Source organism: Streptomyces nidicola, assembly GCF_050106155.1.
In the GTDB taxonomy this organism is placed as follows: domain Bacteria; phylum Actinomycetota; class Actinomycetes; order Streptomycetales; family Streptomycetaceae; genus Streptomyces.
The window spans coordinates 1278931-1304251 of the sequence record NZ_JBNBPI010000001.1 but is presented as its reverse complement, the minus strand read 5'-3'; the positions used below and the strand labels follow the sequence as shown (position 1 = coordinate 1304251).

Below are 25321 nucleotides of genomic sequence, written 5' to 3'. Positions count from 1 at the left end.
TTGCCCACTGTCGTTAGAATATTGCCATGACGACACACCGAGTCGCGATCCTCGCGTTGGACGGCGTCACCCCGCTCGACCTGGCGATCCCGGCGCAGATCTTCAACACCCGCCCGGAGACCCACTACGAGACGACGGTGTGCGGGCTCGGCTCCAAGGTGACGACGACCGGCGGCTTCTCCCTCGAGACCGAGGGGGGCCTGGACCAAGTGCGCGCCGCCGACACCGTGATCGTGCCGGGATACCAGTTGGGGAACGAGTCGTTGGAACGGCCGTCGGAAGAGGTGCTCGACGCGCTGGCCCGGACGCGCGACCGGGGCCGGCGGGTGGTGTCGATCTGTACGGGCGCCTTCGCGCTGGCCGAGGCGGGCATTCTGGACGGACTGCATGCCACCACCCACTGGCAGTACATCGACGGCTTCGAAGCGGACTTCCCGTCCGTCACGGTCGACCGCGACGTGCTGTACGTGGACGAGGGGGAGGTGCTCACGTCGGCCGGAGTGTGCTGCGGCATCGATCTGTGCCTCCACCTTGTGCGTCGCGACCTGGGGGCGATCGTGGCCAACCGGATCGCCCGCGGTCTGGTGGCCGCGCCGCACCGCGACGGCGGGCAGGCCCAGTACATCCCGGCTCCGGTCACCGTGGCCGGGGAGACGTCCCTCTCCGAGACCCGGGGGTGGGCGCTGGGCCGCCTCGACGAGCCGCTCACGCTCCGCGAACTCGCCCGGCATGCGGGCGTCTCGCCGCGCACCTTCATGCGCCGGTTCGCCGCGGAGACGGGCACCACGCCCCTCCAGTGGCTGCTGGGCGCCCGCCTCGGCAAGGCGCGCGAACTACTGGAGACGACGACCCACTCGGTGGACCAGGTGGCCCGGGACTGCGGCCTCGGTACGGCGGCGAACCTGCGGCTGCACTTCCGACGAACCCTCAACACCACCCCCACCGCCTACCGACGCACCTTCACTCACTGACACCGCTCGCGCGCCGACGCGTAACTTCCTTGTTCACGTTCGTAGTTGGCCCGTGAGGCGGCCCCTGTCGTCAACCATCCCGTAACCGAGCGTCCTCCCGCTGCCGATCACTACGCGACGATCTCGTGGCGATCCACGGCGCGGCAGGTGTGAACGCATGGGGTCCCCTCGGGTGCGGAGGGCTCGTGGTGCCGTTGACAGGTGGTGCATGTGGCGCATCTGGCGCTTGAGGGGGCAGTAAGGGGCAGGCCCCGACTCGAAGTTGGCGTGAAACTCCGGCTCCGTGTAGCGGACAGGTTCAGGTCTCCGCTTTCCTGGCGCGGGCCCGCACATAGGGCGAAGTTCGCGATGGAGGTAGATATGTCTGTGTTGAGTGCCGCTCGTGTCGGGGCGAACCGTGCCTTGCGTCCCCTTGGTGTGCAGATGGTTCGTGGGCACAGTGACGACCCGGCCATCCAGTCCTTCGTCTCCGCCCGAAGGACGGTGGCGGCGGCCCGGCGGGCCGGGGTGTCCCTGGAGGACTACATCGACCAATACAGCGCCGCTCCGGGTGCGACCGGCGAGACCGTGGACGCGCTGTTGCGGCTGGCGGATCTCGGCGAGAAGGTGGAGCGGGTGTGTGAGATCGGCCCGGGATCGGGCCGGTACGCGGCCCGGGTGATCGACGCGACGCACCCGAACACCTACGAGATCTACGAGACCGCGGGGGACTGGCTGACCCGCCTGAAGACGCTGCCGAACGTCCTTGTGCAACCCGCCGACGGGCGCACCCTGAGTGCCACCGCCGACGACTCGGTGGATCTCGTGCACGCCCACAAGGTGTTCGTCTACCTCCCGTTGGCCACCAGCATCGGCTATCTCGACGAGATGGCCAGGGTCGTGCGCCGGGGAGGGATCGTCGCGTTCGACGTGGTGAACGAGGACTGCCTCGACGACGAGATGACGACGAACTGGGTCTCGAACAGTGCGACTCTCTACGGCATGATCTCGCGCTCGTGGCTGCTCGACCGCCTGGCCGAGCGCGGGCTGTCCTTGCTGGGCAGCCACTTCGTACCGCTCAGCGGCGGACGCACCGAACTGCTGGTGTTCCGACGGGCGTGAGCGTCCTGCTGCGCGATGCGGTGCGACTACCGGCTCTCCCCGCCCTCACCTTGGTGACCGCCGCGATCGCGGCTCATTGTCGTACCCCCCTGTGAGACTGGCGCGATGACCATGAACGCCGACACGGTGATCTACCGGCAGTACGTCCGGCCCTAAGAAGTCTCAACCGCCGTACTTGGCGGGGTGATTGACTGCGGGATCGAGGTGAGCGATGCGGGCGGGGCCGCCCTCATGCGGCGTTTCGGCTGGAAGGAGATCGGCCGCCGCCCCGGCGCGCTGCGACTGGCTCCGGGGCATGACCGTGACGAGATCCTGATGCACCTCGCGCCGCTGTAGCTTCGCGACATGGTGCCCCGCAGGGCTTGTACGGTCTAGCGACCCGATGGTCAGCGCAGCGCGGTCGCGTTGGCCGGTGAGCCGACTCCGCCGGTGAGGTGGAGGGGCTTCACGGTCAGGAGGCTGTCCCAGCGGCCGGTGGCGCGGCAGTCCTCGGCGAGAGCGGTCAGGTTCCACAACTCGCCCAGCGGGAGGCCGAGTTTGGCGATGAGTTCCTGGTGCATCATGCCCGCGTCCTCGGGCGCGCTGTCGTGGAAGTCGCTGCCGGGAAGGACGGGCAGGACCTCGACGGCGAACGTGTCGGTGGCCATCAGCGCGATGCGGTGGTCCCAGCACCAGGCGGCGAACTCGCGTGACTGGGCGAAGCCGGTGGCACGGCGTGCGGCACGTGCCTCGGTACGGGTGTCCGTGTCGGTGGTGAGGTACCAGTGGGCCCAGCCGGTGTGGACGAGGATCAGGTCGCCGTCCTCGATGGTGCAGTGCTGTGCGGCGAGGGCCTCGTCGAGCAGGGAGGGGGTGAGGGCGGGGCCCGTGGTGTGGTCGAGCGGGGTGCCGCGATCGCGCAGGAATCCGTCGAGGTCGATGAGCAGGCCGCGGCCCACCAGGGGTGTCTCGGACCAGAGTTGGACGCCGAGGCGCGGGCTGCGCGGGGTGATGGCGTCATCGGGTACGCCGTTGTAGAAGCCGTGTCCGGAGGCGCGGCGGTGGCGCAGCCCGTCGACCTGGGTGCTTGCCTGGAGGTGGAAGCCGTCCAGGGAGTCGTCGCGGGCCTGGTCGTGCTTGGCGGTGATGTGGTGCTGGGGGATGCCGCGGGCCCGGGACATGGGAGGGTCGAACGCGTCGAGGGCGTAGTCGAGGCTGATGGCCCGGCCTTCGCGAACGCAGGGTGTGGCGCGCAGGATCTGCTCGGTGCCCGCGAAGTTGGCCATGCCGCGCTCGGGCTGTTCGGTGAAGAGGTGCCAACTGGAGCCGGCGGGCGCGTCGGTGCGGGCGAGGAGATCGGCGTAGGTGGGTATCGGCTGGGGCACGGCGGCGCTTTCGGTCAGGCGCAGCGGGCTGCGATGGCCTTCGCTGCGTGGCGGACTTCGGTGATGATGCTCTGGTGGTCGGCCTCGGGCAGATCCGTGCTGGGGCCGACGATGCTGAGGGCGCCGAGCAGGGTGTCGTCCTTGAGGATGGGGGCGCTGACGGAGGTGACTCCCTGGACGCGTTCGTCCTGGGAGAGGGCGTAGCCGTCGGTGTGCACGCGCTGGAGTTCGGCGGTGAGGTCCTCGGCGGTGACCTGCTGGCCCGACGCCCTGGTGAAGGGGGTCGCGGCCGTGACGTAGGCCGCTTGTTCGTCCTCGGGCAGCCAGGCGAGCAGGGCTTTCCCGGCTCCGAGATGGAGGGTGAGCTTGTCGCCGATGGGGAGTTGGTAGCGCAGCGGGTTGCGGCCCTCGACGCGTGCGATCGGCACCCGCGAGTGGCCGACCCGGACGAACAGGGTCGGGGTGAGACCGGTGGTGGCGGCCAGCTCCTGCAGGATGGGCAGGGCGACCGGGCTGAGCCGGTTGTTGACCAGGAAGGCGTGGGCGGTGGCGACGGCCGCGGGCCCTGCGACGTACCCGGTGTCCTCCCGGGCCGCGTAGCCGCGGTCGACGAGGACGTTGAGGATGCGCTGGGCGGTGGCCACGTGCAGTTCCGCGCGGCGGGCGATGTCGCTGAGCCGCAGCGGGTGCCTGGCGTCCTCGAGGACTCCCAGTACGTCGAAGGCCCGGTCGAGCGAACGCATGGGAGTGGCGGATGGGCTGGCCATGGGCTGGGGCTCCTGGTCGTCGGCGCGGCACCCGGTGTGCCGTTGCCTGATAAGAGTTATCAGACTGTCGGCCGACGGCGGCGCGGGTCTCCCAAGAGCTTGCTCGCCCGCCCGCGCAGGGGCGCCCGCCCGTCAGGGGGAGGTCGAGCCCGCGGCGGGTTGCAGGTCGTGCGCCGCGGCGGGGGCGTCCGGCTCGGGCTTCTCCTTGTCGACGTAGGACAGGATGAAGGCGAGCAGGCCGCTGACGCTCGCGGTGATGAAGGTCGGCGGTCCGGCCTGCTCACCGACGGCGGCGACCCAGCCGGCGTCGCCGAGCGCGATCCCCAGGGCCTGGGCGATGACGACGAGGAACCCGCCGGCCAGGAAGCCGATGACGCTGAGGCGGAAGAGGATCTGGAGTGTGCGGACGGTCATGGGACGGCCTCCGGTTCAGACGGGCAGGACGCCGGTGGCCACGGCGGCGCCGATGAGCAGGATGGGGATGCAGTAGTACGTGAGCAGGGGCATGAAGGTGCGTGAGGGGTCGACGCCCGCGATGCCGCTGGCCACGTAGATGGGTGCGCCGGACGGGGGAGAGGCCCCCTCGGTGGACGCGAAGATCAGCACGGCGACGCAGGCGGTGGCCGGGGAGACACCCGCGCCGATCAGCGCGGAGACGGCGACCGGTCCGATCGCGGCCATGGTGGCACTGGCCGTCAGCGGGATGGCGACACCCACCACCAGGAGGCCGACGACCAGGGCCAGCACCCACAGCGGCGCGTCCACTCCCGAGAGCAGGTCGGACAGCTGCGCGGGCAGCCCGAGTTCACCCAGCGCGTTGGCCGCGGAGAACGCGGCGACGATGGTGACACCGAGCACGCCGAACTTCGGTGCGGCCCCGCCGAGCAGCTCCCACCACGCCTGCCCGCCGCGCGGCAGATGACGGCGGCCGAGCACCAGCACGATCGCGATCATCAGGACGGGTATCCAGGTGATGAGGCTGATGGCGTCGGACATCTCCACGCCGTCCAGGTAGCGGCCGAGCGACCCGGCGAGCGGCCCGCGCGTCAGCAGCAGCGGCACGACGATCCCGCCGAACAGGAGCAGGCTGGTCCAGCCCACGCCCATCGTGCGGCGCAGCGGCTTGAGTTCCTCGCCGGCCACCGGCTGGATGCCGTGCCGACGGACCATGATGAACGCGGCGATCAGCCGGTAGCCGAGACACCACAGTCCGCCGATGAACAGCGGCAGCACGATGTCGTCGGTGGAGACCACGGAGGCGACGCCGGCCGAGCCCATGAGGATGAACATGGTGGAGCTGAACGGGAAGGTGACACCCATCCCCGCCCCTCCGGCCGCGACGGTCGCGGCGAGTTCACCGCTGACGTTCGACCGCTTCATCCACGGGATCGTCACCGATCCGACGGCGGCGGTGACCGCGGCGCCGACGTGCGCGATGGCACCGAACACACCGGCGGCGACCGTCGAGGTGTAGACGGGTCCGCCCCGCAGCCGCCCGAGCAGCGAGTTCAGGATGTCCAGGAGGTGGTCGAGGACCGGGGTGCGGGCCAGGACGTAGCTCATGAACACGAAGGCGAGCGCGGCGAAGGTGACTTCCTCCTGTAGCGCCTCGGCCAGGCTGCTCCACAGCACATGGGCGATGTCACCACCGGAGAACAGGCCGGTGACCAGGAAGCCGACGATCAGTGCCTCGCCGATGTTCCGCTTGAGCACGGAGTTCCAGATGAGGATGGCCGCGATGTAGCAGCCCAGCGCCCATACGGCGATCATGATGCGTCTCCCGTTCCTGCCGCCGCGGCCGCCGTGGCGCGGATCGTGGCGCGCCGGCCGGCCTCGTCGGCCTCGACCGCGCGCGCCGCGGCGAGCACCGACTCTGCCTCCTCGGCGGCCACCACGGCAATGCCGTCGCCGTCCGCGACCACCAGGTCACCGGGGCGACACACCAGGCCACCCACCGCGACGGGCACGTTCACGTGTCCGGGGCCGAACTTGTACGGACCGGCCGGTGTCACCGCGCGCGCCCACACCGGGAACCCGATCTCGGCGAGTACGTCGATGTCACGGGCCGCGCCGTCGAGCACCATGCCCACCACACCGTGCGCCTTGGCCCGCTCGCAGATCAGCTCACCGACCAGCGCCCGGGAGGTGTCGGCCTCGCCGTTGACGACGATGATGTCACCCGGCTTCGCGACCTTGATGGCCTCATGGATGGCCCGGTTGTCGCCGGCCCGCGTCCACACCGTCAGCGCCCGCCCGATGGCACGCGCCCCGCTCCACATGGGCCGGATCCCGGAGTCGAGCAGTCCCAGCCGGTCGACCGCGTCACCGATGTTCGCGGTGGCCACGTCCTGGTGTGCGGCCAGCAGTCCGTCCGACACCCGCGGCACATCGCGCAGCCCCTCCGGGCGGGCCGCCAGCAGGTGTACGTGTCCGATCGCCCGGGCGAGCTCCGCGTCCAGGTCGAGGTCGGCCATCAGCTCGGCGGCGGCCGAGGCCTCGAACGCCCGGCGCTCACCGTGCTTGGCGGTCCCCGTGTACAGCCGCTCCAACGTGCCTTCACCGCCCGCGAGTTCGGCGGCGATCTGCTCGCGCACCCACCCCTCGTCCCCGGCTGCCCGGCCCGCCTCCACGGTCTGCACGATGATCGCGCCGAGCCCCTTCATGAACACACTGCGCAGCAGCTTGCGGGCGGACGCGGCCCCCGGCTCGCCGCCCAGGTCCTCCACCGGCGCGCCCAGGCCGCCGAAGTGGTCCGCGACCACGGCGGCCCCCGGGCCACTGGCCACCAGCGCGGTGCGATGCCGGTACGCCGGGACGGACCCGATCACCGACACATCCGCGAACGCGGCCTCGGAGGCGACGCCCACCGCGTCCGCGATCCGGCCCTTCAACTGCGGGGCGCCCGCGTTCATGTCGGCGTAGACCGTGGTCTTCCCGAGGTGCGGGGCGGCCTCCTGGGCCACGGCCAGCGCGGCCTTGGCCCCGGTGAGCCCGAGCACCAGATCGCTTCCGGCCACCGCTGCCTCGACGCTGTCCGCCCGCTCCACACCGTCCGGCGTCGGGACGTCCCCCGGGTCGTACCCAGCGACCGACCAGCCGTTCTCCAGGAACCCGGTCGCATACAACGCTCCCGCCTCGCCCAGTCCGAGCACCGCGACGCGCATCTGTGGCCTCCTTGCCACCCCACCAGGGGATTCTCATTGCGTGATAAGGATTATCGCTTAATGAGTAGGGATGTTGCCTGCGTGTGAAGTAGGCGTCAAGGGCTGTTTCGTCGCGCGATCGGAAGGGGCCCGGATGGTTGGCGGCCCGGCAAGGGTGTACGACCCCGCCTTGAGAGTGCTATAGAAGTACAACATGCCGAAGAACGCGGCGCTTACAGCACAAAATCTTCGTGATTGTTCTTCTATTGCACGCCCCCGGCCGATGGTCGGGCCTACCCCGAGAGATGGCGCACGGATGACTGAGATCGTGATTGTTGGCTGCGGCGAGGTCGGTCTCGCCTATGCCGAAGCCGTGCGGGAGACGCCGGCGTCGGGACTGCACCTGCTGGATCCCGCTCCCGCGCCGACGGCGCTCGCCCTGGCCCGCGAGGCAGGTCTGGAACTGCACCGGGAGGCCGGCCCCTGGCTGCACCCGGCCGAGGTGGTGCTCCTGGCGACACCGGGCGGAGCGCTGACGTCGATACTTGACGCCCTGCTGCCCCACGTGGCGGCGGGCGCCGTCATCGGGGACCTGAGCACCGCCTCGGCCGAAGACAAGCGGGCCGCCGCCGTCCGCTGCGAGGAGTCGGGACTGGGGTATGCCGACATCGCCATCACCGGATCCGTCGCACTGGGCAAGGCGCGGACACCGCTGCTCTACGCGGGCGAGGAGTACCCGGAACTCATCAGCCTGCTCAAGCGGTTCGACGCGCCGCTGACCGTGCTGGGCGACTCCCGTCCCGGGGACGCGATGCGCGTCAAACTGCTGCGTTCGGTGATCATGAAGGGTCTTGAGGGCCTGGCGGTGGAGTGCCTGCCGGCCGCCCGTGAGTACGGCGTGCTCGACCAGCTGTGGGCATCACTGGCCGACGTCGACCGCACCGGCTTCGTACCCCTGCTGCACGCCATGGTGCGCACCCATCCGCAGCATGCGCCGCGCCGTGAGCACGAGGTGGCCCAGGCGGCCGAGCAACTGGAACAGCTCGACTACCCCAGCACCATGACCCGGGCCGCCGAGCGGCGCTTCGCCGCGACCAACTCCGCTGCCCAGCAGTCCCGTTCCGTGCCGGAGACGGAGACGGAGACGGCCGACGCCGCCATCGACTGGCTGGCCGATCTCTCCCGCATCGGCAGGCGATGACACGCACCCACACCCATCGGTTCGCGTAATCCACCGTTCCCCTCCGGAGAGTCATGTCCATACACCCCAACGATGTGGCGGGACAGTACAGGCCGGCCGTCATCAACAAGATCAAGATCCGTCTCGTGCCGTTCCTGGCACTCCTCTACGTCATCGCCTTCATCGACCGGGCCAACGTCGGCTACGCGGCGCTGGAGATGAACGCCGACCTCGGCATCACATCCACCCAGTTCGGCCTGATCGCGGGCCTGTTCTCGATCGGCTACTTCGTCTTCGAAGTGCCGAGCAACATGCTCATGCGCAAGGTCGGCGCCCGCCGCTGGATCGCCCGCATCCTGGTCAGCTGGGGCGCCGTCGCCGTCGCGACCGGCTTCGTCCACAACTTCACACAGCTCGCCGCCGTCCGTGTCATCCTCGGGATCGCCGAAGCGGGATTCTTCCCCTGCGTCATCCTCTACCTCAGCCAGTGGTTCCCGGAACGCGAACGGGCCCGCGTGGTGGCGCAGTTCATGGTCGCCCTGCCCGTCGCCACGCTCATCGCCGGCCCGCTGTCCGGCCTCATCCTGGACCACGTGCACTGGCTTGGTGTGTCCAGCTGGCGGTGGGTGTTCATCCTCGAAGGTGTGCCGGCCGTCCTGCTCGGCCTCGCGACGCTGTTCCTCCTCACCGACTCACCACAGGCCGCACGTTGGCTGACGGCAGACGAGAAGCAGTGGCTCAACCGCACACTGGAAGCGGAGAACGCGGCCAAGGAGGCCCGGCACCGCCAGGTCGGCTTCTGGCGCAGCCTGGCGGGCTGGCGCACCCTCGCCCTGGCGCTGATCTACTACAGCAAGTCCGTCGCCATCTACGTCCTGGCCTTCTTCACCCCGCAGATCGTCAACGGCCTTCAGGACAGCCTCAGCAACACCTCCGTCGGCCTGCTCAGCGCCCTGCCCTACGCCGTGGCGGCCGTGTTCATGGTCTGGTGGGCCCGACGCTCGGACCGGCTGCGGGAACGCCGCTGGCACGTGGCCATTCCCCTGTTCACCGCCGCCGCGGGCCTGTGCGCCATGGTCCTGGTGGAGGACAGCCTCGTACTGTCCCTGCTCCTGCTCACCGTGATCACGGTGGCCGTGTACGCGACCTACGGACCGTTCTGGTCGCTGCCCTCGCTGTTCATGACCGGATCGGCGGCCGCCGTCGGCATGGCCTCGATCAACTCCATCGCCAACCTCGGCGGCTTCGTCGGTCCGTACGGGTTCGGCGCCCTGGAGAGCGCCACCGGCAGCATCTACACCGGCCTGGCCATCGTCGCCGCCGTCCTCGTCGTCTCCGGCCTGCTCGTCGTACGCCTCCGCTTCGTCCGAGAGGCGGAAGCGACCGCCCGCTCGGCATCCGCGCCCGACCGGGCCGGCCTGCCCAAGACCACTGCTCACGACGCCGCCTGACCGCCCATCAGTTATGACCACCCACCGGCAACGAAACGGAAGATCCATGCCCCTCACGCGAACAGCCCGCACGCAAGCAGCCCGCCCCGACCGGAAGAGTCTCGACCGGCTCGGTGAACTCGGAGCGGCCACGGTCTACGAGGCCAACGGCCAGTTCGGAGCCTTCGACGCCGGCCTCAAGCCCCTGGACCCCTCCCGCACCCTGGTCGGCACCGCGGTGACACTCGACCTGCCGCCCGCCGACAACTGGTACATCCACCTCGCACTCCTGGAAGCCGGCCCCGGTGACGTCCTCGTCGTCGACGCCAAGGGGTACCTCGAAGCCGGACCCTGGGGCGACGTGCTGACCTGCGCCGCCCAGGAGCGCGGCCTGGCCGGACTGGTCATCGACGGAGCCGTCCGCGACAGCCGGGACATCATCGCCAGTGGCTTCCCGGTCTTCACCCGCGGCCTGTCGATCAAGGGAACGAGCAAGGCGGTGCCCGGCCGGATCAACGTGCCCGTCCGCGTCGGCGGGGTCCGCGTCGAGCCCGGCGACATCATCCTCGGCGACGCCGACGGCCTTGTTCGTGTCCCCGCCCACCAGACGGACGAGGCCCTTGCCGCCTCCGAAGCCAGGGCCGCCAAGGAGGCCGGCTTCCGCGACCGCATCCGCACCGGTGCGAGCACACTGGACCTCCTGGGGCTGCCGCGGCCCTGACCAGTACGGGCCGGTGATCCAGTCGACTAGGCTTGCCGGGGTCCACGACGGTTGAAGGAGGCGGGTGGAGATGGGACGACCGGCTGATGCCATCTATCTCGCGCTGAAGTCCGCCATCCAGACCGGACAGTTGGCCCCTGGCGCCCATCTGGTCGAGGACACCATCCGCGAGCAGTACCAGGTGAGCCGGACCCCGGTCCGTAACGCGCTGCGGCGGCTGAGCGACGACGGCCTGGTCACCATCGAAGCCAACCGCGGCGCCTTCGTCGCCTCCTGGACCAGCGACGACGCCGCCGAAGTCATGGCGATCCGCGCCATGCTGGAACCCTACGCGGCGCAACTCGCCGCCCAGCGTCGCACCAGCGGCCAGCTCGATCAGCTGACCAAGCTGTGCGACGCGATGGAGGCCTGCGAGCGGATCCGCGGCGATCGCTTCCGCGACGAACTCGCCCGCCAGAACCACGAGTTGCACCAACTCGTACTCGAATGCGCGGCCTCCCCGCGCCTGTACAACATCGCCGCCAACCTGACCCGCGCCCCACTGATGCTCGGCTCGTTCCAGTTCTACGACGACCTGCAACTCCAGCGGAGCCTTCAGGACCACCGACAACTGGTCACCGCGATCGCGGCGCACGACAGCGCCACGGCCCGCGCCGTCATGGAAGCGCACCTGCGGCTGTCCTACATGGCACTGACCGCGTCATCCCAGCACACCAACGCACCCGAAGCGTCGTCGGACGACACCTGAGACCGGGGCCGCCGCCCTGCGGCATCCCACTGCTGCTGATGGCGGCTGAGCCCCTCAGTTCGGGTCGGCGTTCCCGGTCACCACGGCCACTGCGTGGCGACGGTGCGCGGCGAAGAGATCGAGCGCGGTTTCGGTGTCGCGGGAGCGGAGTGCGGTCACGAGTTCGTGGTGTTCGCGCGGGATGCAGCCGAGGTACCCGTCGGTGCTGAGGTTGATCCGGGTCAGCAGGAACAGGTGGACCTGGCACCGGATGCCGTCCCAGGCGTCGGCGAGGCGCCGGTGGCCGGCGGCGGCGAAGACGGCGTCGTGGAAGGCGATGTCGAGACGCACCATCTCGTGGGCGTCCGTGACGTGCTTCATGACCTCGGCCGCCTTGGCGAGGGACACGAGGTCCTCGTCCGAGGCCCGCGCGATCACTTGACGGACGGCCAGGTCTTCCAGCGCGCCACGCAGACTGTCGAGCTCGGCGGCATCCTCGGCGGACACCGTCGTCACCGTCGTCCCGCGATGCCACGCGCAGTGGACCAGCCCCTCCCGTTCCAGTACGCGCAGTGCCTCACGCACCGGACCGCGGCTGACCTCCATCGCGGTGGACAGCTCCACCTCGCGGAGCTGTGCGCCGGGGGCGTAGACCCCGCTGAAGATGGCCTCGCGGATCCGGTCCGCGACCTCGTCCGACAGGCCGCGGCGGCGGGCCGGGGACACCTTGCTCTGATCACCCATGTCCGATGCACACCTCCTCAAGCTACGTCTGAATGTTAACATCGTGCTGATGTCGCAATGTTAACATTGCGACAAGTTAATCCTCTGAGTCCACTGGACCCTCTGCATTCTCTGGGTCCACTTGGTCTACTTGGCCCACTCTCGGAAGGCAGTGTCATGAGCGTTCTCGAGTCCCCGATCCCGCGGTTCCACCTCGCCGTACCGGTCGACGACCTGTCCGCCGCGCGTCGCTTCTACGGTGACGTGCTGGGCCTGGAACAAGGTCGCAGTGCGGACACCTGGGTGGACTGGAATCTGCACGGCCACCAGTTCGTCACGCACCTCGCACCGGAGCGCGCGCAGCGCATACACAACCCGGTCGACGGTCACGACGTCCCGGTGCCGCACTTCGGGGTCATCCTGACGATCCCCGCCTTCCAGGAGCTCGCCGAGCGGCTGCGCGCGGCAGGCACCGAGTTCGTCATCGAGCCCTACGTCCGCTTCGAGGGGGAGAAGGGCGAGCAGCACACGATGTTCCTCCTCGACCCGGCGGGCAACGCCCTGGAGTTCAAGGCGTTCGCCGACGACTCCCAGGTGTTCGCCGCCTGACCGGCAAGCACCGCACTTCCCACTCCCTACCCCCTCACTACTCGAAAGCCGGGACGAACTCATGAAGGTGTTTCAGATCGGGGCGGCCGGTGGAGTCGGCCGCCGCCTCGCCCAACTCCTCACCGCGCGCGGCGACTTGGTGACCGGAATGCACCGTCGGCCCGAGCAGGGCGAGACCGTGCGTGAGGCCGGCGGGACACCGGTGACCGGCGATCTCATCAACGACTCGGTCGACGACCTCGCGCAGAAGATGCGGGGTCACGACGCGGTGGTCTTCTCGGCCGGCGCGCACGGCACCGGCATGGACAACACGACCCTCATCGACGGCAAAGGCCTCCGCAAGGCTGCCGACGCGGCCGCGCTCGCCGGGGTGGCGCGGTTCGTTCTGGTCTCGGTCTTCCCCGATGCGCTGCGTGGCGGCGAGGCCGGTGAGGGCTTCGAGCACTACATCAAGGTCAAGAAGAGCGCCGATGTCTATCTGGCGGGCACCGAACTCGACTGGCTGATCGTCCGTCCCGGGACCCTGCTGGACACCCCCGGCAGCGGCCGGGTCACGGCCGGCCCGGCCGTCGAGTACGGCGACGTGCACCGCGACGACGTCGCCGCGTTCATCGACGCCGCCCTGCACGAGCCCGGCCTCAGTCGCGTCATCGTCGAGCTGACCTCCGGCGACACCCCCGTCGCGGATGCGGTCGCCCGCCTAGCCGCCTGAGCCCACGGGCCCCGCGCTGTCGTCCGTCACCGACCACGACCACAACCACGACCACGAAAGAAGCCCCCCGCATGACTGCCCTGTTCACCCCCTTCACCCTGCGGTCCCTCCAGATACCCAACCGGGTCTGGATGTCCCCGATGTGCATGTACTCCGCCGCTCCCGAAGGCCCGGACACCGGTGCACCGACCGACTTCCACCTCACCCACCTGGCCTCCCGCGCGGCAGGCGGCGCCGGTCTGGTCATGGCCGAGGCCACCGGCGTACGCCCCGACGGGCGCATCAGCCCCTGGGACCTGGGCCTTTGGAACGACCGCCAGCAGGAGGCGTTCGCCCGCGTCACCGAGGCCATCAAGGCGCACGGCGCCGTCCCGGCCGTCCAGCTCGCGCACGCGGGCCGCAAAGCGTCCGTCGACAAGCCCTGGCTGTCCGACCGGAACCTGCCCGAGGGCGAGAACGGCTGGCAGCCCGTCGCCCCCAGCGCGATCGCGTACGACGGGCTCGCCGTCCCGCACGCGCTGACCGTGGACGAGATCCAGCAGCTCGTCGCCGACTTCGCCGACTCCGCGCGGCGCGCGCTGGCCGCCGGCTTCCAGGTGGCCGAGGTGCACGGCGCCCACGGCTACCTGATCAACTCCTTCCTCTCCCCGGTCTCCAACCACCGCACGGATGTCTACGGCGGCAGCTTCGAGAACCGCATCCGCTTCGCCCTGGAGGTCGTCGAAGCCGTCCGCGCCGTGTGGCCCGAGGACCTGCCCGTCTTCTTCCGTACCTCGGCCACCGACTGGCTGACCGAGAACCCCGAGGACGCTCGCGAGGGCTGGACCGGGGACGACACCGTCCGCCTCGCCAAGGAGCTCCAGGCCCGCGGCGTCGACCTGCTGGATGTGTCCACCGGCGGCATGGTCCGCGACGCGAAGATCGTCGCGGGACCGAACTACCAGGTGCCGTTCGCGGACCAGGCCCGCGACCAGACCGGCATCCCCACCGCCGCCGTCGGCATCATCACCGAGCCGCAGCAGGCGGAGGACGTCATCTCCAGTGGGCAGGCCGACGCGGTTTTCCTCGGCCGTGAACTGCTCCGCAACCCGTACTGGGCCCAGCACGCCGCCCTCGCGCTCGGCGCCGAGCCGGCCTGGCCGGACCAGTACGCGTACGCCGTCGAGCGCCGCAAGCGCTGACAACCCGGCAACCTGACCCTATGAACGACCTTAGGGCGGGGCGTCGTCACCATCGGCCTGTTCCTGGGCCTCCTCGTTGGGGGAGAGGGCGTCGCCGCTCTCACCGCGGCGGCGGTCCTTGTTCTTCCTGTGCTGCGGGTCCAGTTCCGCCTCCTCGAACCCCTCCAGCACGCTCTCCACTGCGGTCTGCGCCGGACGGTCGTGGTCCTCGGCGCCCTCGTGCTCGTGGCGGCGGGAGTGCTTGTGGTGGGACATGGCGCTCCTTGCGGTGAGGTGTTCTTCTCGTTCAGATGTCGCGTCGTCGAGGTGTCGTGTCGTTGAGATGGCGCGTCGTTCAGATGTCGCGTTGTTCCAGGGGGTTGGTGGCCGGGCCCTGCACCACCTGTCCGTCCGTGGCGAAGCGGGAGCCGTGGCACGGGCATTCCCAGGCCCGTTCCTCCGCGTTGAACGCGACGAGGCAGCCCAGGTGTGTGCACCGCGCCGACACGGCGTGCAGGTCGCCGTCCGGGTCGCGGTAGACGGCGGTGTGGCGGCCGTCGAGGTGCAGGACGGCGCCGCTGTCCGGCGGCAGCGCGTCCGGCGTGTCCGGTCCCGTGCTGTGCAGCCGGTCGCCGACGAAGTGCCGTGCCACGTCCGCCTGTTGGCGGAGGAGGCGGGGCGCGTCACGCAGCAGCGGGCCGACGCGTCGCGGGTCGTAGAGGTTCTTCCACGGTGGTGGCTCGCGCCCGGTGATCAGCGCGGTCAGGAGGGAGCCGGCCATGATGCCGCCGCTCAGCCCCCAGCCGCCGAAACCCGTGGCGACGTAGGTGTGCCGGGCCGCGGCGTGCAGTGGGCCGACGAGCGGCAGTCTGTCGCTGGGGAAGGTGTCCTGGGTGGCCCACACGTACCGCGGCTCCCCGCCCGGGAAGTGCTCGGCTGCCCACGCCTCCAGACGGGCGGCCTGGACGGCCGGGTCGCCGGTGCCGGGTGTGAACTTCTCACCCGTGACGACCAGCAGCCGCCGCCCGTCCTCGTACGGCGTCGTACGCACGGAGCGGGTGCCGTCCTCCGGCGTGATGTACATGCCCTGCGGGTCGCGGTCGGCCGGGATCGGCGCGGCGACCACGAACTCCCGGCGCACGGCGAGCCGGGCGAACAGCAGCGCCCGGTCGAAGACGGGGTAGTGGGTGGCGACGACGACGTCACGAGCGCTCACCCGGGCGCCCGACGCGGTCGTGACCCGGCAAGGACGGCCCTCCTTCAGGCCGACCACAGGAGACTGCTCGTAGATCTCGCAGCCCCGGGCGCGCAGGTCGTCGGCGAGGGCCAGGAGGTACCGACGCGGATGGAACTGGGCCTGGTCCCGGACGCGCACCGCGCCCGCCACGGGGAACGGCAGCCCGGTCTCCGTCACGAAGGAGGCCGGCAGGCCCGCCTCCCGCGCCGCGTCCGCCTCGGAGCGCAGCGCACCGGCCCGGCGCTCCGCGCGGGTGTAGGTGTAGGCGTCCGAACGCTCCCACGCGCAGTCGATGCCGAGCAGGTCGACCACGTCGGCCGCGTGCTCGACCGCGTCGGTCTGGGAGCGTGCGTACAGGCGGGCCGCCTGTGGGCCCCGGGTCCTTCGCAGCCGGGCGTAGACCAGCGTATGCAGGGCCGAGAGCTTGCCGGAGGTGTGTCCGGTGACCCCTTCGGCGACGCGCCCCGCTTCGAGAACGGCCACGCTCGCCCCGGCGCGGGCCAGCTCCCACGCCGTGCTGAGCCCGGCGATGCCGGCACCGATCACCGCGACGTCCACCGTCACGTCCCGCTCCAGCGACGGCAGCGCCGGACGGGGCGTGGAGGCCGTCCAGTACGAACCCGGGGAGCGATCACTCTTGGCCATGCGCGACGAGTCCCCCGCTGAGCGGGACTCACGCCTCCCACCTCGCCGGACGCGCCGGCGCCTCAGTGGCCGCGCACGGTCTCCGCGATCGCCGGTGCGATGCGTTCGAGGGGCAGGACGAGGTCGACGAGGCCCGTGTTGATCGCCGATTGCGGCATGCCCTGGAACGCGGCGGTGTCCGGGTCCTGCACGATGACGGTGCCGCCGTGTGCCTTGACGGCGGTGACGCCTTGGGTGCCGTCACCGTCGGCGCCGGTCAGTACGCAGGCGATGACACCCCGCCCGAAGGCCGTCGCCGCCGATTCGAAGAGCGGATCGGCGGCAGGGCGGGCGTAGTTCACCCGCTCCTCGTCCGTCAGAAACAGCCTCCTGCCGTCCTGCCGTACGCACAGGTGCCGGTCGGGCGGTGCGATATGAACGACTCCCGCGCGCAACGGCTCCCCGTTCCTGGCCAGCTCGACCTCGAGCGTGGTCGCACGGGACAGCACCGGAACGATCTGTGTCTCACGGCCGCGGCGCAGGTGCTGCGCGACCAGCACGGTCAGCGGCAGCTCGCGGTCGAGCCCGCCCAGCAGTGTCCGCAGGCCCTGCACACCACCGGCCGATGAGGCGACCACCATGACCGCGCGGTAGTCACGTGGCTTTCCGGCGTCGGACATGAGGGCTCCGGTGGGTGTCGTACTCCACTGCCACCATGGCAGCCTTCGCACGGCCCCGCAGCCGCGGATCGGCGTATTGCGGTGGTCGCGCGAGCGGACGGCGGCTCTCGGAGGAGTGCCCAGGGCGGGGCGTTGCATGCGGAGCGCGTCTGGGTCGGCGGCTGCCGATGTGGTGACGTGCCCCGTACGTTGTGGAAAGAGCGCCCTGTCGGGGAACGCGTCCGATCATGACCGTGGACCACGCACAGGCTCCCGTACTGGCGGCGCTCGACGCCTACCGTGACTCCGGCATGCTCGCCTTCAGTCCGCCGGGCCACAAACAGGCCCGTGGCGCCGATCCCGAGGTGCGGAGGATTCTCGGCGACGCCGTCTTCCTCGGCGATCTCCTGGCCTCGGGCGGCCTCGACGACCGGCGCATGCGGGGCCGCTACCTGGAGCAGGCCGAGGACCTCATGGCCGACGCCGTGCACGCCGAGCACACCTTCTTCACCACCTGCGGCAGCTCCCTGTCCGTGAAGGCGGCCATGCTGTCGGTGGCGGGCCCCGGCGACCAGCTGCTGATCGGCCGTGACGCGCACAAGTCCGTGGTGTCCGCCCTGATCCTTTCCGGCATCGAACCGGTGTGGGTGGAACCCCGCTGGGACGCCGAGCGGCACCTGGCGCACCCGCCGTCCGCCGCCGACTTCGACGCCGCCTTCGCCGCCCACCCCGGGGCGACCGGCGCCCTGGTCACGAGCCCCACCCCGTACGGGAGTTGCGCGGATCTGCGCGGCATCGCCGAGGCCTGCCACCGGCGCGGCCGGCCGCTGATCGTGGACGAGGCGTGGGGTGCGCATCTGCCCTTCCACCCGGATCTGCCGACGTGGGCGATGGACGCCGGCGCGGACGTCTGCGTGACCAGCATCCACAAGATGGGCAGCGGCCTCGAACAGGGCTCCGTCTTTCATCTCCAGGGCGACCTCGTCGCGCCCGACGTGCTCAAGAACCGGGCGGACCTGTGGGGCACCACCAGCCCTTCGGTGCTCATCTACGCGGGCCTGGACGGCTGGCGGCGCCAGATGGCCCTGCACGGCCGCGGCCTGCTGACCCACGCGCTGGAGCTCGCGGCCGAGGTACGCGCCGCCATCGAGGAGATCGACGGCATGCATGTGCACGGCCGTGAGGACTTCTGCGGACCCGGTCTCGCCGACGACCTCGATCCGCTGCCTGTCGTCGTCGACCTCGCGGGCCCGGCACTGTCCGGCTACCGCGCCGCCGACTGGCTGCGCGAGCACCGCGACATCAACGTCCACCTCGCCGACCATCGCCGCATCAACGTCCAGATCACGCACGCCGACAGCAGGGAAACCACCGAACCGCTGGTGCGGGCGCTGCGGGATCTCGCCGATGCCTCTCGCGACTGGGATCCGGCACCGCGCGTGGCCGTGCCGGATCCCGAAGCGCTGCGCATGAAGCAGGGGTGCCTGCCGCGGGACGCGTTCTTCGCGCGCACGCGGGACGTGCCCGTGGCGCAGGCGGTGGGACGGACCGCCGCCGAAATGGTGACGCCGTACCCGCCCGGCATCCCCACGATCCTGCCCGGCGAACTGCTCACCGAGCCCGTCCTGACGTACCTGCGCACCGGCGTCGAGGCGGGCATGAACCTGCCCGACGCGGCCGATCCGGCCTTCCGCACGGTGCGGGTCGTCGAGGAGAGGAGCGACCGGGCCGGCTGAGCCCGGGGTCCGGGGCCCGGGGCCGGCCGGCTACAGCGCGTCCCTCGGGACCGTCTCGTTCCACGTGCGGGACACGATGCGGCGGTCGGCCTCGTACGCGTCCAGGGTCGCGTTCACGTGGAACGCATCGGCGTCGCAGCGCAGCGTGGTGCTGGTGCGGACGTGGACGTCCCAGTCGCCGCGCCGGAAGCTCATCGTCCAGGTCGATTCGCCCGCGGGGGACGTGAAGTCGTCGGCCGTCGACGTGTACCGCTCCAGGACGTGGCAGCCCACGTCGAGGTCGATCGCGTCGAAGTGCACCGTGCCCCGGTCCTTGACGATGTTCAACGTCGAGCCGTAGTCGACCAGGTCGCGGGTGACCTCCCAGCGCTCCTCGGGCGGCGTGACGCGGTGGGTGGCGAGGGGAGGGGCTCCCTCCGGTGTCCCGAAGGGGGACGGCGTCACCGGGTCCCCGTCGTCGGCGGGGCGCACCGGCAGCACCAGGCGGCACGGCTCCTCGTGGACGGTGAGCGCGGTGGGGTGCGGCGGCGGCCAGGCGAGCGGCCAGTACGACGTCGACAGGGACAGGCGTACGCGATGCCCGGGCGGGAAGGCCTGCGCGACACCGTTGAGGCGGACGGTCGCGCGGCAGGGCTGCCCGGGCTCCAGCGCGTCCGGTTCGTCCGCACCGTCGCGGCGGGTCAGGTTGAGGATGCCGTACGAGACGCGGGTGGCACCGCCGTCGGGCGCCACGTCGGACAGCCGTGCCGCGACCATCGCGACGGGCCGGTCCGCGCTCACCTCCAGCTCCACGCGCGGTTCGCCGAGGATCTCCAGACGCTCCGGCAGCGGCTCCGTCTCGTAGACGAGCGAGCCGCCATCCTCCTCGCGCTGGTCGTAGGGCAGGTCGGGCGGCGCGTTGTACGAGGCCCATTTCCCGGCGAACTGCCCCACGGACAGCGGCGATTGGACATGGGCCGAGACTGCCGCCGCAGACCCGCCACCCGAGACCGCAGCGCCTGGCCCGTCATCCGAGGCCGCAGCGCCTGGCCTCTCATCCGAGGCCGCAGCGCCTGGCCCGTCGCCCGAGGATGCTGCCTCCGGCCTCTCATCCGAGGCCGCAGCGCCTGGCCCGTCGCCCGAGGATGCTGCCTCCGGCCTCTCATCCGAGGCCGCAGCGCCTGGCCCGTCGCCCGAGGATGCTGCCTCCGGCCTCTCATCCGAGGCCGCAGCGCCTGGCCCGTCGCCCGAGGATGCTGCCTCCGGCCTCTCATCCGAGGCCGCAGCGCCCGGCCCGTCATCCGGGGACGCCGCCCCCGACCCATCCCCCGGGGCCGTCAGCCGCCCCCCACGCAGGGCGTGCGCCTCCTCTCGGATGGCCGGGGACGGCCAGACGGGCTCGCCCACCCAGCGGCCCGGCCGCTCCTCGTACGCGGTGGACGGCGGCACGCTCTCCTGCATCCACGCCCGCAGCATCGGACCGTCCATCACGCCGTTGTCCTCGCCCTTGAGCCAGTGGTCCCACCACCGCACCACCTCCTGGAGGTAGCCGATCGCGGGGCCCGGCTCGCCCAGGTGCGGGTACTTGTGCGACCACGGGCCGATCAAACCCTTGCGGGGGACGTCGAGGTGGGCGAGCAGCCGGGTCACGGCGTTCGAGTAGCCGTCCGCCCAGCCGCTGGAGGCGAGCACCGGGCAGCGTACGGCCGTGTAGTCCTCACACACCGAGGCGTGCCGCCAGTACGCGTCGCGGCGCTGGTGGCGCAGCCAGTTCAGCACCCACGGATCGACGCTCTCCAGGCGTTCCTGCCACATCTCGCGCCACCGGTCGCCGACGGTCGCCGGATCGGGCGGACACGTGGAGTAGGCGAACATGGTGCCCGACTCGGCGAGGTTGTCGGAGAGCAGCGCGCCGCCCATGTAGTGCATGTCATCGGCGTACCGGTCGTCCGTGAACGAGGAGATGACGATCGCCTTGAGGCTCGCCGGGCGGCGCGCCGCCACCTGGAGCGCGGCGAAGGCGCCCCAGGAGATGCCCATCATCCCGGTGCCGCCGTCACACCATGGCTGCCCCGCGAGCCAGTCGAGCACCTCTTCGGCGTCGGCCTGCTCACGCTCCAGGTACTCGTCGGTGAGCACACCCTCCGAGTCGCCGGTGCCGCGCAGGTCGACGCGTACGCACGCGTAGCCGTGGCCCGCGATGTACGGGTGGTGGATCGAGTCGCGGACCGAGCTGAGGTCCCGTTTGCGGTACGGGATGTACTCCAGGACGGCGGGAACGGGGTCGGTGTCGGAGGAGACCGGCCGCCAGATCCGGGCCGACAGCCGGACGCCGTCGGACATCGTGATCCGGATGTCGTCCTCTTCCTTGATGGCATGGGGCAGGTTGTCGACGTGTCGCATGGATCGGTCAGGAAGCCTCTCGGTTCGGGGGATCGGTCGGGCTGTCGAAGCCCAGTCGCAGTGCCGCCACGCACTGGTCGTACTTCTCGCGCAGCTCCTGCTCGCTGTCGCCGCCGGTGAAGATGTGCGCCACCTCGTAGCTGTAGCTGTCCTGGCCGCCGATCTCGGACAGGCGCTGCGCCTCGTCGGGCACGACGTCTACGCGTACCCCGGGGATCGACTTGGTGACCTTCGCGACCTCCTCGGCCGTGGGCACCTCGTGGACCACTCCGTCCGCGAACCAACGGAAGTACCACTTGGCGGCCATCGCGTACGGGCCCGCCCGGTGCGGAAGGGCGGGGTCCTCGCCGAGGGCGAGCGCCAGCATGCAGTGGTGGTTGGGTATCCCGTCGACGTAGGCGAAGAGTTCGGCGTGCGACTGCGAGTGGCGCGGGTTGATCTCAAGGATCGCGAGGGTGTCGGTGCCCGGGTCGTAGAAGAACTCGATGCTGAACGTCGCCTCGGACATGCCGATCCGGCGCATCACCCTGGACGAGACGTCCCGCAGCCGCTGCTGCACCGGGTCCGGCAGGGCAGAGGGGTACTGGTGGCGCAGGAAGCTCGTGGATTCCGGGTAGTTGATCGAGTCGAGTACGCCGTAGACGGTGACCTCGCCCTCGCGAACGTAGCCCTCGACCGCGACCTGGACGCCGCTGAGCGCCTCTTCCGCGAGGCACACCTGGGCGCCCACCCCCGCCATCTCCGGCGGCAGTTCGAGCCGGCCCAGTATGTGCTCGAAGGGGCGGCCGACCCGGTGGATGCCCTCCTTGATGTGCTTGACTGCCGCGTTGAACTCGTCCATGTCCCCTACGCCGTAGGCGAGTTCGGAGGAGTAGGAGAGCGCGGGCTTCAGCCACATGGGGAAGGCGACGCCCTTGGGCGGCTGCGGCTCGGCCGCCTCCAGGTCGACGCGGCCGAAGCGCGGGTGCTCGTCGGCGACCTCCTCCTGCACGAGCCGACTCCAGTACTTGTGCTCGCACTTGACGATGGATTCGAGGCTCGTCGCCCGGGTGCCGTAGCGCTCACCGAGCAGTGACACCAGCGTGCTCACCGGGAAGTCCCAGTAGCCGACGATCGCGTCGATCGGACCGTCGAACGCGTCGAGGGTGCGGCAGGCACGGTCGATCAGATCGGCGACGTTCACCTCGCCCTCCTGCAACTCCTCGATGGTCAGCAGGCGGTGGAAGGTCATGGACTCCGCGCCCGGAACGGCCTGGAGGGACGGCAGGTTCGCGTCGTCGAGGCCGAGTACGAAGACATTGCGGTGAGTTGGGCTCACGATCGCCTCCCCTGAGTCTGTGGTGCGGGCCTGAGTACCCGTCGGCTCCGGAGGCACACGTCGCGCCCCGATGTCGACACCGCCCTGCTGTCCGGTGCCGCCACCGGTCGGGGGAACCCTGCGGTCCGTGGGTACACGGGCCACTCGAACCCGCTCGTGTGGTGAGCCGTGCCGGGATCGCGCAACCTGATGAGGGTGGCGCCGAGGAGCCACGGGCCCCGCCCTGGGCGCGCGACGACGCAGTGAGGAGAGCAGGCAATGACGCGTTTCGGATACTTTCTGGCGAGCGAGGAGTTCACGCCCGCCGAACTGCTGGAGCAGGCACGCGCCGCGGAACAGGCCGGATTCACGTGCCTGGCCATCTCGGACCACTACCACCCGTGGACGGACGAGCAGGGGCAGAGCCCCTTCGTGTGGTCGATGATCGGCGCGCTCGCCCAGGCGACATCACTGCCCGTGACGACGTTCGTCACCTGTCCCACCGTCCGCATGCACCCGGCGGTCAACGCTCAGGCCGTCGCGACCTCGGGCATGCTCACCGGCAACCGCTTCCGGTTCGGCGTGGGCAGCGGTGAGGCGCTCAACGAGCACATTCTCGGTGACACCTGGCCGGCCGTCGACGTACGCCTGGAGATGCTGGAGGAGTCGATCCAGGTCATCCGGAGCCTGCTGAGCGGCGACGAGATCACCCACCGGGGCAAGCACTACACCGTGGAGAACGCCCGCCTGTACACGGTGCCCGACGAGCCCGTCCCCATCTACGTCTCCGGGTTCGGCCCCAAGGCCGCCGCGCTGGCCGGCCGGATCGGGGACGGATTCGTCACGATGACGCCGGACGGTGACCTGGTGGGACAGTTCCGGCGCGCGGGAGGCGGCCGGAAGCCCGTGCTCGGCGGCATGAAGGTGTGCTGGGGCGCCGACCGGGACGACGCGGTCAAGACGGCCCACCGGCTGTGGCCCACCCAGTTCCTGCCGGGCGAACTCGGCCAGGTGCTGCCCGACCCGGCCCACTTCGAGCAGGCGTCGACGCTCGTGACCGAGGAGGCCGTCGCCGACGGCATGGTCTGCGGCGACGACGTGGACGAGCACGTCCGCGCGGTGACGGCGTACGTCGACGCAGGATTCGACGAGGTGTACGTCGGCCAGATCGGGCCCGACCAGCAGGGCTTCTTCGACTTCTACCGCAGCGACGTCCTTCCGCGGCTGAACACCCAATGACCCCGCGCATGCCGCGCCCCGCACACAACGCCCCGCCGCAGTAAGCCCCGCACAGAAAGGTGCACACCATGACCGACCGACGACTCGACGGCCGTAGCGTCCTCGCCCTCGTCACCAACTACGGCGTCGAACAGGACGAACTGCTCGTCCCGCAAAGGGAGTTGCGTAAGGACGGCGTCGACGTCACGGTCGCCGCGGTCAGCACGGACCCCGTCCAGACGCTGCAAGGTGACAAGGATCCCGGCGAGAGCGTGGACCCGGACGTGGCGCACGAGGCCCTGGGCGCGGCCCCGCACGACCTGCTGCTCATCCCCGGCGGCACGATCAACGCCGACCAGCTGCGGCTGGAGACGGTCGCCGTCGACACCGTGAAGGCGTTCGCCGCGAGCGGCCGTCCCGTCGCCGCCATCTGCCACGGCCCGTGGGCACTGGTCGAGGCCGACGTGCTGCGCGGCAAGACGCTCACCTCGTACCCGTCCCTGCGCACCGACATCACCAACGCGGGCGCCAAGGCGTGGGTGGACGAACCGGTCGTCGTGGACGTGGCGGGCGGCTACCCGCTCATCACCTCCCGCACCCCGAAGGACCTGGACGACTTCGTGACGGCGATCCGTGAACGGCTCGCCCAGGTCTGAGTCGTCCGGGCCTGGCTCGCCCAGAGGCCTGAGTGAACGGAGGAGGGGCGCGGGCTCTCAGCGCCGTCCGAGCGCGCTGCCGTCGAGGTGCCTCAGCAGGTCCGCCGTGTCCGCGTACACCTCCGCGGCCCCCGCGTCCTCCAGCTCGGCGCGGCACACTCCGCCGCTCAGCACGGCGATCGGCAGCACGCCCGCGCGCCGCGCCGCGCGCATGTCCCAGACCGAGTCGCCGACGAAGACGCTGCCTTCGGCCTGGGCGCCCACCAGGCCCAGGGCGTGCCGGACCGGATCGGGGGCCGGTTTGCCCGCGTCCACGTCGTCGGCGCTCGCGGTCTCGGTGATCGCCTCGTCCGCGTCGATCGCCGCTCGGAGGGCCTTCAGTTCCGGCCCGCTCGCCGAGGTGGCCAGCACGACGGGCAGGCCGTCCGCGTGCAGCCGCCGCAGCAGGTCGCGGGCGCCGTCGAAGGGGGCGAGGCGCTCGTGCCAGGTGCCGTACAGGGCTTTGTGGCCGGCGCTGATGGCGGAGTCCTCGTCCGGGTCCCGGTCCTTGCCCAGCAGATGCTCCAGCAGGTCGCCCGAGCCGAGCCCGATGGCGCCGTGCACCGCGGTCATGGAGACCCGGTGGCCTGCCTGGCGCAAGGCCTCCCACCAGCACACCGCGTGCAGGTGATTGGTGTCCACGAGGGTGCCGTCCACGTCGAAGACGGCGGCGTACGTACTCACGGTGATGCCTCCTTGCGGCGCCGAGCCACGATCGACCACTCGGAGCGCATTGTGACGCACCGAAGCGCATCACCTGGCCGACCGTGGGTACGCGGAGTGTCCGCCGCTACAGGAAGTGACGTCACGTGGCGGGATGTCGCACGGTATGAGCCCCTGGAAGGGGACCTTTGCCGCTCGACGA

General features: G+C 70.7%; 25 protein-coding genes. 13 read left to right on the top strand and 12 right to left on the bottom strand.

The features are described 5' to 3' along the window. Positions 1–26: 26 nt before the first annotated feature. From ACOKM3_RS06105 to ACOKM3_RS06095, 3 genes are all read left to right on the top strand, one after another. Complete coding sequence (locus ACOKM3_RS06105) at positions 27–971, top strand: GlxA family transcriptional regulator (RefSeq protein WP_426897699.1); 945 nt, start codon at positions 27–29, stop codon at positions 969–971. A 423-nt stretch (positions 972–1394) separates the two neighbouring features. Continuing rightward, positions 1395–2072 carry a methyltransferase domain-containing protein gene (locus ACOKM3_RS06100; RefSeq protein ID WP_426897697.1) on the top strand — a complete coding sequence of 226 codons (678 nt, stop codon included), beginning with the start codon at positions 1395–1397 and terminating at the stop codon, positions 2070–2072. 204 nt (positions 2073–2276) lie between these two features. Beyond that, positions 2277–2408 carry a hypothetical protein gene (locus ACOKM3_RS06095; protein ID WP_426897695.1) on the top strand — a complete coding sequence of 44 codons (132 nt, stop codon included), beginning with the start codon at positions 2277–2279 and terminating at the stop codon, positions 2406–2408. A 50-nt stretch (positions 2409–2458) separates the two neighbouring features. On the opposite strand, the gene ACOKM3_RS06090 is transcribed toward ACOKM3_RS06095, so the two are convergent. The 5 genes from ACOKM3_RS06090 to ACOKM3_RS06070 all read right to left on the bottom strand — a co-directional run bounded on the left by ACOKM3_RS06090 (position 2459) and on the right by ACOKM3_RS06070 (position 7367). Further along, positions 2459–3436, bottom strand: a complete 978-nt coding sequence (locus ACOKM3_RS06090; RefSeq protein ID WP_426897693.1) for a cyclase family protein — start codon at positions 3434–3436, stop codon at positions 2459–2461. Positions 3437–3450: 14 nt separating this feature from the next. Further along, positions 3451–4203, bottom strand: a complete 753-nt coding sequence (locus tag ACOKM3_RS06085; protein ID WP_426897691.1) for an IclR family transcriptional regulator — start codon at positions 4201–4203, stop codon at positions 3451–3453. A 132-nt stretch (positions 4204–4335) separates the two neighbouring features. Beyond that, the gene (locus tag ACOKM3_RS06080; protein ID WP_426897689.1) at positions 4336–4617 is read right to left on the bottom strand and encodes a hypothetical protein; all 282 of its coding nucleotides are present in this window, start codon (positions 4615–4617) and stop codon (positions 4336–4338) included. A gap of 15 nt (positions 4618–4632) precedes the next feature. Next, the gene (locus ACOKM3_RS06075) at positions 4633–5973 is read right to left on the bottom strand and encodes a TRAP transporter large permease subunit (protein ID WP_426897687.1); all 1341 of its coding nucleotides are present in this window, start codon (positions 5971–5973) and stop codon (positions 4633–4635) included. Further along, positions 5970–7367 carry an RraA family protein gene (locus tag ACOKM3_RS06070; protein WP_426897685.1) on the bottom strand — a complete coding sequence of 466 codons (1398 nt, stop codon included), beginning with the start codon at positions 7365–7367 and terminating at the stop codon, positions 5970–5972. Before ACOKM3_RS06070 ends, ACOKM3_RS06075 begins: the two co-directional genes overlap by 4 nt. A 295-nt stretch (positions 7368–7662) precedes the next feature. Between ACOKM3_RS06070 and ACOKM3_RS06065 the strand changes: the two genes are divergently transcribed. The 4 genes from ACOKM3_RS06065 (at position 7663) to ACOKM3_RS06050 (ending at position 11425) form a co-directional block, all read left to right on the top strand. Further along, positions 7663–8547, top strand: a complete 885-nt coding sequence (locus ACOKM3_RS06065) for an NAD(P)-dependent oxidoreductase (protein ID WP_426897683.1) — start codon at positions 7663–7665, stop codon at positions 8545–8547. A 53-nt stretch (positions 8548–8600) separates the two neighbouring features. Continuing rightward, positions 8601–9977: an MFS transporter gene (locus ACOKM3_RS06060; RefSeq protein ID WP_426897681.1), complete on the top strand. Its 1377-nt coding sequence runs from the start codon at positions 8601–8603 to the stop codon at positions 9975–9977. A gap of 46 nt (positions 9978–10023) precedes the next feature. Next, complete coding sequence (locus tag ACOKM3_RS06055; RefSeq protein ID WP_426897679.1) at positions 10024–10677, top strand: 4-carboxy-4-hydroxy-2-oxoadipate aldolase/oxaloacetate decarboxylase; 654 nt, start codon at positions 10024–10026, stop codon at positions 10675–10677. Positions 10678–10747: 70 nt separating this feature from the next. Then, positions 10748–11425 carry a GntR family transcriptional regulator gene (locus ACOKM3_RS06050; RefSeq protein ID WP_426897677.1) on the top strand — a complete coding sequence of 226 codons (678 nt, stop codon included), beginning with the start codon at positions 10748–10750 and terminating at the stop codon, positions 11423–11425. A 54-nt stretch (positions 11426–11479) separates the two neighbouring features. Here the strand turns inward: ACOKM3_RS06050 and ACOKM3_RS06045 are convergent, their stop codons facing one another. After that, positions 11480–12148: a GntR family transcriptional regulator gene (locus tag ACOKM3_RS06045; protein WP_426897675.1), complete on the bottom strand. Its 669-nt coding sequence runs from the start codon at positions 12146–12148 to the stop codon at positions 11480–11482. A 156-nt stretch (positions 12149–12304) separates the two neighbouring features. Between ACOKM3_RS06045 and ACOKM3_RS06040 the strand changes: the two genes are divergently transcribed. The 3 genes from ACOKM3_RS06040 (at position 12305) to ACOKM3_RS06030 (ending at position 14629) form a co-directional block, all read left to right on the top strand. Then, positions 12305–12736, top strand: a complete 432-nt coding sequence (locus ACOKM3_RS06040) for a VOC family protein (protein ID WP_426897673.1) — start codon at positions 12305–12307, stop codon at positions 12734–12736. Between the two features lie 61 nt (positions 12737–12797). Further along, positions 12798–13448 carry an NAD(P)H-binding protein gene (locus ACOKM3_RS06035; protein WP_426897671.1) on the top strand — a complete coding sequence of 217 codons (651 nt, stop codon included), beginning with the start codon at positions 12798–12800 and terminating at the stop codon, positions 13446–13448. A 71-nt stretch (positions 13449–13519) separates the two neighbouring features. Beyond that, positions 13520–14629: an NADH:flavin oxidoreductase/NADH oxidase gene (locus ACOKM3_RS06030; protein WP_426897669.1), complete on the top strand. Its 1110-nt coding sequence runs from the start codon at positions 13520–13522 to the stop codon at positions 14627–14629. A gap of 30 nt (positions 14630–14659) precedes the next feature. Here the strand turns inward: ACOKM3_RS06030 and ACOKM3_RS06025 are convergent, their stop codons facing one another. The 3 genes from ACOKM3_RS06025 to ACOKM3_RS06015 all read right to left on the bottom strand — a co-directional run bounded on the left by ACOKM3_RS06025 (position 14660) and on the right by ACOKM3_RS06015 (position 17149). Beyond that, positions 14660–14884 carry a hypothetical protein gene (locus tag ACOKM3_RS06025; protein ID WP_426897667.1) on the bottom strand — a complete coding sequence of 75 codons (225 nt, stop codon included), beginning with the start codon at positions 14882–14884 and terminating at the stop codon, positions 14660–14662. A 79-nt stretch (positions 14885–14963) separates the two neighbouring features. Beyond that, positions 14964–16490, bottom strand: coding sequence for an FAD-dependent oxidoreductase (locus ACOKM3_RS06020; protein WP_426897665.1), 1527 nt, complete (start codon positions 16488–16490; stop codon positions 14964–14966). A gap of 62 nt (positions 16491–16552) precedes the next feature. After that, complete coding sequence (locus ACOKM3_RS06015; protein WP_426897663.1) at positions 16553–17149, bottom strand: chemotaxis protein CheB; 597 nt, start codon at positions 17147–17149, stop codon at positions 16553–16555. Between the two features lie 227 nt (positions 17150–17376). Between ACOKM3_RS06015 and ACOKM3_RS06010 the strand changes: the two genes are divergently transcribed. Continuing rightward, on the top strand, positions 17377–18864 hold the full coding sequence (locus ACOKM3_RS06010) for an aminotransferase class I/II-fold pyridoxal phosphate-dependent enzyme (RefSeq protein ID WP_426897661.1): 1488 nt from the start codon (positions 17377–17379) through the stop codon (positions 18862–18864). A gap of 30 nt (positions 18865–18894) precedes the next feature. Here the strand turns inward: ACOKM3_RS06010 and ACOKM3_RS06005 are convergent, their stop codons facing one another. Beyond that, positions 18895–21246, bottom strand: a complete 2352-nt coding sequence (locus ACOKM3_RS06005) for a CocE/NonD family hydrolase (RefSeq protein ID WP_426897659.1) — start codon at positions 21244–21246, stop codon at positions 18895–18897. Positions 21247–21253: 7 nt separating this feature from the next. Then, positions 21254–22564: an ATP-grasp domain-containing protein gene (locus ACOKM3_RS06000; protein ID WP_426897656.1), complete on the bottom strand. Its 1311-nt coding sequence runs from the start codon at positions 22562–22564 to the stop codon at positions 21254–21256. A 258-nt stretch (positions 22565–22822) separates the two neighbouring features. On the opposite strand from ACOKM3_RS06000, the gene ACOKM3_RS05995 reads away from it, so the two are divergent. Together ACOKM3_RS05995 and ACOKM3_RS05990 are read left to right on the top strand one after the other, a co-directional pair. Beyond that, positions 22823–23782, top strand: a complete 960-nt coding sequence (locus ACOKM3_RS05995) for an LLM class F420-dependent oxidoreductase (protein WP_426897654.1) — start codon at positions 22823–22825, stop codon at positions 23780–23782. A 68-nt stretch (positions 23783–23850) separates the two neighbouring features. Then, on the top strand, positions 23851–24417 hold the full coding sequence (locus tag ACOKM3_RS05990) for a DJ-1/PfpI/YhbO family deglycase/protease (RefSeq protein WP_426897652.1): 567 nt from the start codon (positions 23851–23853) through the stop codon (positions 24415–24417). Between the two features lie 57 nt (positions 24418–24474). Here ACOKM3_RS05990 and ACOKM3_RS05985 read toward each other — a convergent pair whose 3' ends face one another. Further along, positions 24475–25140, bottom strand: a complete 666-nt coding sequence (locus ACOKM3_RS05985; RefSeq protein ID WP_426897650.1) for an HAD family hydrolase — start codon at positions 25138–25140, stop codon at positions 24475–24477. Positions 25141–25321 lie beyond the last annotated feature (181 nt).